This window comes from Streptomyces sp. NPDC002742 (genome assembly GCF_042888885.1).
Lineage (GTDB): Bacteria > Actinomycetota > Actinomycetes > Streptomycetales > Streptomycetaceae > Streptomyces.
This window is the reverse complement of sequence record NZ_JBIAQF010000036.1, coordinates 68,906-80,064: the sequence shown is the minus strand read 5'-3', so window position 1 is coordinate 80,064 and position 11,159 is coordinate 68,906. Positions and strand designations below refer to the sequence as shown.

General features: G+C 68.5%; 10 protein-coding genes. 8 read left to right on the top strand and 2 right to left on the bottom strand.

What is annotated here, in order from left to right:
• Positions 1 to 712: 712 nt before the first annotated feature.
• The 5 genes from ACFYW8_RS39625 (at position 713) to ACFYW8_RS39605 (ending at position 4,225) form a co-directional block, all read left to right on the top strand.
• On the top strand, positions 713 to 1,135 hold the full coding sequence (locus ACFYW8_RS39625; RefSeq protein ID WP_389090450.1) for a hypothetical protein: 423 nt from the start codon (positions 713 to 715) through the stop codon (positions 1,133 to 1,135).
• 222 nt (positions 1,136 to 1,357) lie between these two features.
• The gene (locus tag ACFYW8_RS39620; protein WP_389090460.1) at positions 1,358 to 1,927 is read left to right on the top strand and encodes an RNA polymerase sigma factor; all 570 of its coding nucleotides are present in this window, start codon (positions 1,358 to 1,360) and stop codon (positions 1,925 to 1,927) included.
• Positions 1,920 to 2,798 carry a hypothetical protein gene (locus ACFYW8_RS39615; protein WP_389090447.1) on the top strand — a complete coding sequence of 293 codons (879 nt, stop codon included), beginning with the start codon at positions 1,920 to 1,922 and terminating at the stop codon, positions 2,796 to 2,798. The genes ACFYW8_RS39620 and ACFYW8_RS39615 overlap by 8 nt, the downstream gene beginning before the upstream one ends.
• A 139-nt stretch (positions 2,799 to 2,937) precedes the next feature.
• Positions 2,938 to 3,630: a hypothetical protein gene (locus ACFYW8_RS39610; protein ID WP_389090445.1), complete on the top strand. Its 693-nt coding sequence runs from the start codon at positions 2,938 to 2,940 to the stop codon at positions 3,628 to 3,630.
• Between the two features lie 76 nt (positions 3,631 to 3,706).
• Complete coding sequence (locus ACFYW8_RS39605) at positions 3,707 to 4,225, top strand: hypothetical protein (RefSeq protein ID WP_389090442.1); 519 nt, start codon at positions 3,707 to 3,709, stop codon at positions 4,223 to 4,225.
• Between the two features lie 282 nt (positions 4,226 to 4,507).
• On the opposite strand, the gene ACFYW8_RS39600 is transcribed toward ACFYW8_RS39605, so the two are convergent.
• Positions 4,508 to 4,633 (bottom strand): hypothetical protein, encoded by a 126-nt coding sequence (locus ACFYW8_RS39600; RefSeq protein ID WP_389090439.1) that lies wholly within the window; start codon positions 4,631 to 4,633, stop codon positions 4,508 to 4,510.
• Between the two features lie 335 nt (positions 4,634 to 4,968).
• On the opposite strand from ACFYW8_RS39600, the gene ACFYW8_RS39595 reads away from it, so the two are divergent.
• The 3 genes from ACFYW8_RS39595 (at position 4,969) to ACFYW8_RS39585 (ending at position 8,355) form a co-directional block, all read left to right on the top strand.
• Positions 4,969 to 6,357, top strand: coding sequence for a hypothetical protein (locus ACFYW8_RS39595; protein ID WP_389090436.1), 1,389 nt, complete (start codon positions 4,969 to 4,971; stop codon positions 6,355 to 6,357).
• 484 nt (positions 6,358 to 6,841) lie between these two features.
• Complete coding sequence (locus tag ACFYW8_RS39590; RefSeq protein WP_389090433.1) at positions 6,842 to 7,390, top strand: hypothetical protein; 549 nt, start codon at positions 6,842 to 6,844, stop codon at positions 7,388 to 7,390.
• Positions 7,387 to 8,355: a hypothetical protein gene (locus ACFYW8_RS39585; RefSeq protein ID WP_389090430.1), complete on the top strand. Its 969-nt coding sequence runs from the start codon at positions 7,387 to 7,389 to the stop codon at positions 8,353 to 8,355. The genes ACFYW8_RS39590 and ACFYW8_RS39585 overlap by 4 nt, the downstream gene beginning before the upstream one ends.
• A gap of 488 nt (positions 8,356 to 8,843) precedes the next feature.
• Here ACFYW8_RS39585 and ACFYW8_RS39580 read toward each other — a convergent pair whose 3' ends face one another.
• Positions 8,844 to 10,952, bottom strand: a complete 2,109-nt coding sequence (locus ACFYW8_RS39580; RefSeq protein ID WP_389090427.1) for a P-loop NTPase fold protein — start codon at positions 10,950 to 10,952, stop codon at positions 8,844 to 8,846.
• Between the last annotated feature and the right edge of the window lie 207 nt (positions 10,953 to 11,159).

Sequence of the window (11,159 nt, the reverse complement as noted above, 5' to 3'; positions counted from 1 at the left end):
CAGACGAACCGCCCCATCCCTCCCGCCTGCAGGTGGAATTCATGCCCACCAACCTCGAACCACACGATCACGTTCGGAAAGCGGAAGCCTTCTGACAAATCCGCTAAGGATCACTGCATGATCGATGCGCTGAGCTGTTGGTCTAGTGATCGTTGCGGGATTTCTGGTTGTTGTGACGTGTCGACCTGAGCTGGGGTTTCGGCAGAGGTTGAGGAGCCGGCGAGGCTCCTGAAGTGCGAGTTCAGTGATTGCTTCGGAATGTGGTGATCGTCGCAGGATTCTCTATTGCCGGGCACCAGTAGGGTCGCGGAATGAACGTAAGCGTCCAAGTCTCGTTCGATGCCGCGGTGCCGGACGGTCCTGGGGCATCGCTGGTCCGGTGGTTCCGTGCCGCCCGTACCGGGCTGTACAGCGGCCTGGTGGAGGTGGAGGCCGGGAGCGGGGGAGGGGTCGTCTCTGAAGCGCGGATCGTCCCGGACATCGACGACCTGGTGCGCCGTTTCCCCCGAATCGGGAAGAGGTGGCCGCGGTTCGAGGAGGAGCTCGCCGCGTTCCCTTGGGGGCCCAGCTCGTGTTTCTCACGGAGGGTGGGGAACTGGCCACCCTGGGACGGGCGAGTTCCTATCACGTCCTGAGTGACGGTTCCATCTGGCGGGCATCGGCTTTGACCAGTGTCAACTCCCCAGATGACGTCGCGTCCTGCACTGCGGTGGTGGACTTCCTGTACGCCGCACTGGATGGGAGCAGCCCCCTCTTCGGCCACATCGAGTGGGACGACTTCGACGAACTCACCAACCTCGATACCGTGCTGCGCCGCAACCCGCGTACGTCCCTGCGCGAGGGCAGGCGGTTCCTGCGCGGCTACGCCTGGGTGACGGTCTGTCCGGCGGAACTTGTGACGCGGCTGGGCGGCGCCGCGGCGCTGGAGGACTCGGGCGCGTTCCACCGGGTGCTTCCGCTGCGGGCGGGGGGTGTGCTGCTCCAGGCATCGGCCACGATGGGCGGGTACACGGAGCAGGTGATGGAGCGGGTGTTCGAGGCGCTGGCTCCCGTGCTGCCGCCGGGCGCGCCTCGCCCGGACCCCGCCCACCCTGACACGCGGTTCGTCCCGCGAGACGCCGCCACGGTGCACTGAGTTGCTTGGACGCTGCCACGTGTGTCCCCTCGCCGTCCACCTCCAGCGCCAGGACCTCGACGCCTCCCTGCCGCGCCGCTACCTGCAGTCTCAGGTACAGGGGCCCGCTCCGGAACTGGCCGGAAACAGATGTGCCGCGGGTGGGAACCGATGTGCCGCGGGCGGTGTAGCAAGAGTGTGAGGACGCGGGAGGGGGGCCGCATCGTCGTCGACGAGGCCGTGGTGATCGCACGGGTACGCGCCGGGGAGCCGGAGGCGTACGCGGAGCTGGTCCGTGCCCACACGGGCATCGCGATCAGGGCGGCCAGGGCGCTCGGAGCGGGCGCGGACGCGGAGGACGTGGTGCAGCAGGCCTTCATCAAGGCGTACTGCTCGCTGGGGCGCTTCCGGGACGGCTCGGCGTTCAAGCCCTGGCTGCTGTCGATCGTCGCCAATGAGACGAGGAACACAGCGCGGACGGCGGTGCGTCAGCGGACGCTGGCCGGCCGGGAGGCGGCGCTGGCGGAGGCGGCGCCGCTGATACCGGAATCGGCGGACCCGGCGGTCGCGGCGCTGGAGTCGGAACGGCGCTCCGCGCTGCTTGCGGCTCTGGAGCAGCTGAGCGAGGACCACCGCCTCGTCGTCACGTACCGCTATCTCCTGGAGATGGACGAACCGGAGACGGCCCAGGCCCTGGGCTGGCCGCGCGGCACGGTGAAGTCCCGGCTCAACCGCGCCCTGCGCAAGCTGGGCCGGCTGCTGCCCGCCTTCGAACCTCAGGAGCCTCGGGAAGGGGGTGACGAGCATGAGTGAGTCGTATGGGGACGGAGGCGCCGGCGGCGCGGAGTCCGGCCGCGAGCGGGCCCGGCGAGCCCGTGCGGACGTCTCCCGGCTGCCGGACGAGCTGCGGGCGCTCGGGCGGTCGCTGGACGGCCCGGGGGCCGACGGCGACGAGTCGATGGTCGAGCGGGTGCTGGAGGACATACTCGCGATGGGGATCCCGCTCCCGCCGCCCGGGACTCCGGGGCCCCGCGAGCGGCTGCGCGCGGTGCGCCGCTGGGTGAGGGCCCGCCGGCGGGCGCTCACCGCGGGCCTGTGCGGAGTGCTGGCGGTCCTGGTGCTCACGCCCCCGGTGCGGGCGGCGGTCGTCGACTGGTTCGGCTTCGGCGGGGTCGAGGTGCGCTACGACCCGTCGGCGGTGCCCTCGGCCGGGGCCCGGGTGCCGGGCTGCCCCGGGCCCTCGCTGACCCTGGCGCAGGCCGGACGGCGGGCCGGGTTCGAGCCCCTCGTGCCCGACGCCCTCGGGGTGCCGGACGCGGTGACGGTGACGCCCGAGCCGCGAGGACGGCTGTTGATGAGCCTGTGCTGGATCGAGCACGGGCGCACGGTCCGGATCGACGCGTATCCGGCGCGGCTGGACATCGGCTTCACCAAGACGGTGCGGGAGTCGCCGCAGTGGCTGCGCCTGGACGGTGACGAGGAGTTCGGCGATCCGGCGCTGTGGTTCCCGAAGCCGCATCGTCTGAGCTTCTGGCTCGTCGGCGCGGACGGCGGCCGCTTCACCCGCTCCGAGCGGACTGCCGGGCCCACGCTGCTGTGGATGCACGAAAGCGAGGTGACGCTCCGGCTGGAGGGAGTGTCCTCGAGGACCCGGGCACTGGAGATCGCCAGGTCGCTGAAGTAGCCGGGTTCGCCGTCTCCGGGCACGGCTCGGAATTCGTGGGCGGCGGGTGGGAACCCCGGCCGGTCGGGCGGTGTACCAGAAGTGACAGACGACGTGCGGGCGGACCGCCCGTCGATCGGCCGGCCGGTTCGGGGGTTCCATGCGCAGACTTCGTGAACTGCTCACTGCTACAGGGGTATTGGTATCGGTTCTGGCGGTCGTGCTGCTGGCGGCACCGTCCGCCCTGGCCGGCGGACCGACGAGTGTGCTGCTGGTCTCGCCGGAGAGCGCGGAGAGCGCCGCGCTGTACCACTCGGACGAGGAGTACGGCGAGTTGATGCGGCTTCTGGGCGGGGTGGACTCGGACAGCCGCGAGGTGGAGCTGCCGGGGCTCGGCGCGGCCGACGGACCCCAGATCAATGTGACGTGGATGGCCCATGACGTGTCGCCCTGGCGGGTGGACCGCGTCTATCCGGACGCTTCGTGGAGCGAGGACGTCTGGATCAACACCACGACCGACATGACGACCATGAACAGCTACTGGCACAAGGCCGGGCAGCCGGCCGAGGTGCGGACGCTGCTCAAGAAGCTGGGAATCCTGGGCAGGCTGAAGGCGCAGGGCGCCGGAGGAATCCGCCCAGGTCCCCGGCAGACACCGGAGGGCACGAGTGCCGGTCCGTCGCCCACGCCCACGTCCACGTCCACCGCTCGGTCCCGCACGAGGACCGCCGCCGCGACCGGCGACGGCACCGACTGGTGGTGGGCGATACCCGGGGCGGCGGCAGGAGCCGTGCTGGCCCGGATACGACGGCCTCACAAGGGGGAGCCTCGACAGGAGCTGCGGGACGTGTAGGTGCCGGCCGGATCGAGGGGGACATATGAGGGGCCGGGTCGAACGGATCAGGAACGGGGTGCGGGTCCTGTTACTCGTGTCCATGGCATTGGCCGCGCTCGGCGCAGCACAGGCCCCTGCCTCGGCGGGTGCCTGGGGGCTCGGTAAGGGCGACAACCCGGACATGGCCCTGGTCATCGCGGGCGGCACGGGGCGGACGACCACGCTGCACGCCGAGGAGCGGGACTTCGGACGGCTGTGGCGGCTGCTGTCGCCCCGGTACACGGGGACCGAGAGGGTGCCTGAAGCGTGGACGCACGGCCGTTTTCCCGAGGTGCGGGTCACCGTGATCTGGGGGCTGACCGGTGTCGGGGGCTGGCCGCAGACCAGTCGGGCGCCCGGCGGCGATGTCGCCGTCGAGCGCCAGGACCAGCTGTTCCTCACGCCGGACGGAACGCTGTGGGTGCGTTCGGATCCCTCGCCCGACGTGGTGGACGACGACATCCGCTGGCATCGGGCGCCGAGCGTGATGTTCGGGCAACTGGCGCAGGAGGGGAGGCTATTCGGTTCCCGGCCCGCGGCGGTGGCCGCCGTGGCGGAGCCGGACGCGGTGTGACAGTCTGCGGGGAAGTGTCAGCTGGGTATCGTCATCTGAAATGTCAGTGGTGCAGCCTCGGTGACCTGGTAGTTGGCACTGATGGATGATGCTCACCTGTCGCTGACATGGGTGACGAAAGGCCAGGTCATTCTCACGCCGACTGCTATAGAGGGTGCGGGGTTTGTGCTGGTCAGAGGTGTTGGGCCTTAAGGGGGCGTAGCGGGTTTGCTGGCCATGGCGGTCCTGGTCGTGGACGCTGCCAGGGTCTCGGTGCCCGCATTGGCCGGGCCGGTCGCCTGGCTACCAGCCCTCGTGGTGCCACGGCATGATGAAGGAGATCTTGAGGGCCTTCCCGTGCGTTTCGCCGTCCAGGCTGGTCAGCAGCCGTAGGGCGATGAGCCAACCTGTTCGGCCGGGGTGATGCATCGCGCCGTCGTTACAGACGCTGCACGACCTCCTACCGCAGCGTGGTGCTCTTTCGTTTGCGACAGCCCAGAGTTGACCTTTGGCGGGCGGTGGCGGTGCCCCGGCAGATCCCGCTCTTTTACAGATGTCCGGGGTACGCGCCGCCAGGCGCGGGTAGTGTCTGTGTCAGCCGAGTCCGGGTCTTCGTTCGTAGCGAGGACACCAACTGGCACCCCAACTTGCCTCTTTCGCCGTCCGGGGACGCGGCCGCACCGTGTCCACCAGCGGGTTCCTGTTTGTGCGCGTGCGCCGCCCGTCCGGTGCGCCCCGCGTTCTTCCCCTTTTGGAGTCCCGCGATGACGTCATCGCTGTCCGTGGCCCGGGCCATCGACTTCCTGTGCGAACACACCTCCAGCAAGAGTCGGGTGCTGGCCCTGCTGGCTCACGACTACGGGCCCAGTTCCCTGACCGCCGTTTTGACCTGCAAAAACCCCGAGCACGCCTTCGAGGCGACAGGCATTCTGCGCCGGGTCCTGGCGCTGCGTGACGCCGCAGCCGTCGACGACGAACTGACCGCTCTCACGGCTCAGATGCCGGATGCACCGGCCGGCTCCCTGCGCCAGGCCGTCACGCGAGCCGCGAACGGGACCTGGCCCGCAGAACCCGGCACCCTGCTCACGGCGACGGACCCGGACTCGGAGCCGTTTGACGACGAACCGGATTCCTCGGCAGCGCCCGCAGCGACGGGCCACCCCCGGCTTAAGGACCTGCCGGGGAAGGTCGTGCGGATCACCCACCTGCGCGAGTTTCACATCACCGACGAAGACGCGCTCCTTCACGCCGCTGCCCGCCGCGGCTGGGAGCCGCTGCCGGCGTCCGAACTCGGCGAAGACGACCCACGCGACCTGGCCGGCGCCGTGATCACCCTCACCGAGGACAGCGACGTCACCGGCAGCCAGACGCTGGAAGACCAAAGCTCGGCAGAAGTGCTGAGCATCGAAGACGGCGACGAACTGGCCGACTGGAGCGCAGCGCCCGTCGTCACCCGGTTCGTCCACGGCTGGCGCCTGCGCCAGCAGCGCAAAAGGCCCACAGCCGGTGAGCAGACGCCGAACTTCGCCGCCCTCTTCGGCGTCCGGGACTGCCCCTGCAAGGGCGAGGACCCCGACTGTGAGGAGTGCGGCTGGCAGCTCACCCCCCGCACCGCCGACCTGCTCCACACAGCCCTGGTTCTCCTCGCAGACCAGGCCTACGACGACGCACACCGCCTGGGGGACCAGTTCCTGCCGGACGCCAACGCCACCACCTGGGAAGTCTTCGACCGGCTGCCTGCGCTCACCTGGACGGCCGACCACCGATGGCGGCGGCGCATGGCGCGCGCCTTCGACGACCTGGCCGCAGACCTCGCCCGGGGCAAGTGGCCCGAACCCACCTGCACCGCGGAGGAGATGGCCCTACACCTGGCCATCGAGGACGCCCCCACCCATCTGGAAGACCGCCCTCCCACGGACCCCCACCACACGCTCCCCGAACACGGCGACGACTACAGCTGGGACGACTGTTCCGATCTGCTGTTCCAGGACCACGACGTCCTGATGCTCTTCGACCCGAAACTCGGCGGCATCGCAGACCCGCAGGACCCAGCGAACCAGTCCATGGGTGTGGGCGACCTCAGGGCGGCCGCCTGGTTCGAGCCCTTCGGTAGCCACAGCGTCCGCGATCCCGGGCGAGGCTTCCGCCGGTAGAGCACAGCGCCTCCACGCCGGGCGCCATGAGGTCCCCGAGCCGCGGCTTGAGCGCCGAGTTCGCAGGTCGTCCGTCCGACACACGCTGCAGCACGCATCCAAAGGCCGTTCCTGCGGGCGGAGTTGCGTCTGCGGGGACCATCCGAAGCGGGAGTCCCAGCGTGAGCGCTCGAGAGAAGCGTAGCGCCGTTAACCGGCGTGGTGACCGGTTGAGACGGGGGCAGGTGCGGTCCTGTCGATCAGGTTCGGCGTTGGGGTGGGGCTGGTCGAAACCGTGGTGGGATCAGGCCCAGTTGCCGGGCCAGGTCCTGAACTCAGTTCAGGATGGCGAGTGTGATGCCGGGCCGGAACACCCGCTTTGTCCTGGCTGGAACGGACCTCGAAACTACGGCTGGATACCGTCGATCAATTTCGGGCTGTGGCGTGCTGCCCGTGGGAAGGCCTTGGACGTCAGACGTCGGTCCGTGGTCAGGGGGACGGAGCAGTGAGCAAGGTACGGCATGAGATGGAGACCGAGTACCGGCAACTGCAGCAAAGGCTTCTCACCCGTCATCGTGAGACGGCCCGGTATGAGGCAGGGGATGAGAACTTCGGTGCCGAGTACGCCCGGCTGCTCCAGGCGGCCGACGAGCTCCTGGCATTCGAAAAGACAATCCCCGCCAAGCTTGCTGAGCCCGAGCGGCAGCTGAGCGAGCGCATCGTGCGGATGTCGTGGCTCGGGCAGACCGCTGTCGCGCTCGCGCTGATCGTGCTCACCTTCGCCCTGGGGCACTCGGCTTGGTGGCTGGTGGTGCTGGTACCCCACTGCATCGCCACACTGTCCCTCTCCTTCCAGAAGGTCACGCACAAGAACCACCGCTTCTACCGGCACTTGACCATCGGCCTGCACCTGGAGTGCTTGCTGGTCGCGCTCATTACCTTGAGCGTGATCTCACTGTGGTTCGTGATCCTCGCCATCATCGGGTGGCTCGTCCTCGCCGTCACCGTCAGCGAAGGACCGGGCGACGCGGTCAAGAAGGGACAGTCCAGGTGAGCCTGAGCGACGACTACAGCTACAAGATCCAGAGCCTGGACAGCCGCATCGAGGACCTGGAAAACGACCTGGAGTCACTGAAGACAAGCTTCGGCTACATCGACGACCTCGGACACGAACTCCGCAGCATCCGCAGCGCGGTGAGCGACGCGGACGACAAGGCCGACGAAGTCCGCAGCAACCTCGAAGACCTGGACACCGACGCCCGCGGACACATCGCCGACACCGACCGGGCCCTGAAGAAGCTGACCGCGCGCATCCAGCTGATGGAGGCGAACCTGGCGGCCGCGGACAAGATGCCCCGCGCCGACTTCGACTCGTTCCCCGCTTCGTGGCGCGCCCTTGGCGTACTCGCCGGCAAAGCCCGCGCAGCCCGCACCATGCTTCTCACCCACTTCGAGCGGGACAGCAATTCCTCCTCCATCCGCTCCCACCAAGAGGCCGTCGAGCAGCGCGACGAGCAGTACGCGGCCGTCCTGACTGCTGCCGAAACCCTGGCCAGCACAGCGTTCGGCGCACCCCAGCACGCGCAGGCCCGCCAGGCGTTCACCACGGCCCGACGCCAGGCTGACCAGTACGCTCGAACGGCAAGCCATCGTGCCCCCTACGCCCGGCGTGCGCGGGCCGCGCTGGCCCGGGACCGTGAGACGCGGGTGCGCGACGCGGAGCTCCTCACCGAAGGTGTCGAGGCTCAGAAGCAGCTGTACCAGAAACTGCGCAATCGCATCTCGGAGGCGATTCGGGACAGGTCTCTGCTGCCCATGTGGTTCGTGACGGTGTTCGGCCCGGTTGCGCCGACCCGTAAGACAGAGGACTGGCTGGAGGCAGCGACTTCCCTGCTTGCCTACCGCATCACCTACAACATCACCGACCAGGTCCTCGCCCTGGGCGGAGAACCAGACGACGATGATCCCGGGCGTGATCAATGGCGTCAGGAACTGACCGAGGCACTGCGCCACTGGTAACGCCCGGCGAGCGTGCCGTCGCGGCACATTGCCGCGACTGGCCGAGGTGGTTCTGGGCACGCTGAGGCAGGTTCATTCCTCAAGCCGGTGGAGGTTGCGCCGGCGGTGCCGGCCACGGGCGAGGAAATCGCGGTGAGGAGGGCGAACAAGTTGGGGCCGATGCCGGTCAGGGCGACGAGCAGGAAGATCGTGGAGGAGCGCTGGTCGAGCAGCGCCTTGCTCTTGCCGACTTGGTATGTCTGGACCTGAGAGCACCACGATCCTGCCGCTGAAGACGGCAAGGCCCTTTCCCGGGCGGTCCTTGGCGGTGCAGGCGATGCCGGTGTTCTACCGCATCGCGCCACTGCGCGGTGCGGCCCTTCTAACCGCGGGCTTCCGCACTGGCCGTGCCTTGCTGAGCCGGTGCCAGAACTCAACGAAGCACGGTGGGCGGGCAGCCGGTGATGGGGAAGACGTGGCGCGAGCCGCCCGCGGAGCATGGTGCGTGGTCAGAACTCCTCGGGGCGCCAGCCTGTCGCGTACCTCTCGTACAGAGCCAGAGCGGCCGCCAGGTCCTCGTTCAGCTCGACCGTCCCCTCCTGCAGGCACTGCTGCAACAACGCTACGGCCTCGGCCAGATGCGCTTCCCCGCCGTAGACACTCACCAGGGAGTCCCACCTGAGCTGCTTCTCGGTCCGTACGGCCACGCTGCCCATCGTCTGGCTGTGTACCGGCGCCACTCCGCTTTCCAGCAGGCGCGCGACAACGCGGGCATCGAAGGCCGGCTCAAGGACAGGTGGACCGTCTGCTGCTGCCACAAGGACCGTTCGCAGCAGCATCCGCTCGTCGGCAAGGTCCTCGGGCGCAGCCGTGCGGAGCTGGGAGGCAAGTTCTTGCGTGAGCAACCGGGCAGATTCATCCGGAATCAATCCCTGCTTGCCCGGACGGCCCGCGGCGATGTCGAGCAGAAGGACCTTTCCGTACAGGCTTGGGATGCCACTAAAGAGGCTACGGACGGTGTGGTCGGCCACGTCGCCGCTGAGGTTGCGCAGCAGAACACTCACCGGGCTCAGCACCGCCCATTCACCGCTGGGGGAGTACATGCCCGTGGAGCCCAGCCGGACCCGCGGCAGCTGTCGCATCAGCGCCGCGGCCGTCGGCAGCACGCTGCCCTCGGGCGCGTCGAGACAATGGGGGACCAGGCGCTTGAGCGTGTCGTCCAGCAGGACGTCCGGCACCTGCCCCAGTACCTCGTCGAGTGCGCTCTCGTCGCCGATGCAGTCCGCAACCTGGTCGACGTACTCGGCGGGTGCCCGTCCGGCCGGCAGTCGGCGGTGGAGATAGAAGTCGAGCACCGTGCTGCAGGCGACCCGCCGGTCCTGTTCCCAGGTCTGGATCCAGTCAGAGCTGTAGTTCTGGCCGCCGAAAAGCCTTTCGGCGGCAGGGAACAGCAGGCGGATGACCGGCTGGGCGTGGCCGTTCAAGAGGCCGGTGAACTCCTCCACGAACGCCCTCTCTCGCTCTGTCCGGTCCGTGCCGGCCTGGTACCTCGTCTTGGCCGGCGTCAGCAGGTCCGCGGCGGCGGGCAGCATCGCGTGCGCTGCGGGAAAGCGCACGCGTAGGGCTTCAAGTGCCAGAACATCGACCAGATTCACCTCCGTACCCAGGCTGCGCACGGCCAGCGGCACCGATGTCAGGTACCGCTTCACATCCCGGATGGTGGAGAACATCGGGAGGATCAGCTGCACGAGCACGTCCGGCCACCGCGACGCATGCAACGGCCCGGACTGGATCCCGTCGAGCGCCTGGGTCAGTCCTTCGGCGATGACCGGGGAGAGCGCTTGCGAGGGCAGCGGCGGCACCTCTACCGACATCTTCACGATCTTCTCCAGGTACGCGGACCCTTTGACCGCCTCATCCGTCAACGCCGTCTCTACCACCTCGCGGTCGAAGCACAGGACGTAGACGATGTTCGGGAACGAGCCGGTCAGGCGCACCAGGCGGAAGAGGTCCCGGATCTCCTGCTGCGACAGCCGGTCAATGTCATCGATGAACACCACGATCCGTCCCGGCAGTTTGCCCAAGAGCTCGGTGAGCTCCGCTCGTTGTTCATGGATGGTCTCCGGTCCCTCACCTAGAAGCCTCGACGTTCCCGCGGCGACAGCGCTCGCACCCTCCAAGACGACACCGGCCCCGGGGACGAACTTCAGCGGCGACAGGGCGGCCGAGTACTTGCCCAGCCGCTCGGCGACGGTCCGGCCCGCGCCCTTGAGCTTGTCCTTCAGCCGGCGCCCGTCCCGCAGCTGCCCGGCAAGTTCGTCGAAGAAGAACCGCATGAGCTGGTCGGTGCCGGAGAAGAACCACGGGTTGAACTCGACGACTTGCACATCATGGACCCGGTCGAGGGCTCTGCAGGTGAGATTCGCCAGCGACGTCTTGCCTGACCCCCACTTCCCCGTCACAGCGACAACTGCGCCGTGCTTCGCGGACGTTCGACAAATTTCCACTGCGAACGCGTCAGCAAGTTCCGTCCGCTGCAGCAGGTCCTGGCTGGCGTCATCGATCGGGTCGTCTCCGTTGAGGAGACTGCCGATATTGATCGGCGCGTTGTCCGTCATGCCCCACCCATCCTTGGCCTCGAAGCAAGCGAGCGTAACGCCGCCCTGTGACAGTGAGGCGGCGACCGGCAGGCCAGCCGTGCAGGCGTCATCGGGGTGCGATCGGCCGGTCTGAGCCTTCCGCCTCTGCGAGGTGATCCCCGCATGGATCGCTGGGTTCGCGGTGGGGCCGAAAAGCGCGACCGGCACCGCTGCCTTCGACGAGGG

What these genes read in the sequence shown, in the direction of transcription:
- ACFYW8_RS39615 (WP_389090447.1), top strand. Translation starts at nt 1,920, where the DNA reads ATGAGTGAGTCGTATGGGGACGGAGGCGCCGGCGGCGCGGAGTCCGGC.
- ACFYW8_RS39610 (WP_389090445.1), top strand. Translation starts at nt 2,938, where the DNA reads ATGCGCAGACTTCGTGAACTGCTCACTGCTACAGGGGTATTGGTATCG.
- ACFYW8_RS39600 (WP_389090439.1), bottom strand. Translation starts at nt 4,633, where the DNA reads ATGCATCACCCCGGCCGAACAGGTTGGCTCATCGCCCTACGGCTGCTG.
- ACFYW8_RS39580 (WP_389090427.1), bottom strand. Translation starts at nt 10,952, where the DNA reads ATGACGGACAACGCGCCGATCAATATCGGCAGTCTCCTCAACGGAGAC.
- ACFYW8_RS39595 (WP_389090436.1), top strand. Translation starts at nt 4,969, where the DNA reads ATGACGTCATCGCTGTCCGTGGCCCGGGCCATCGACTTCCTGTGCGAA.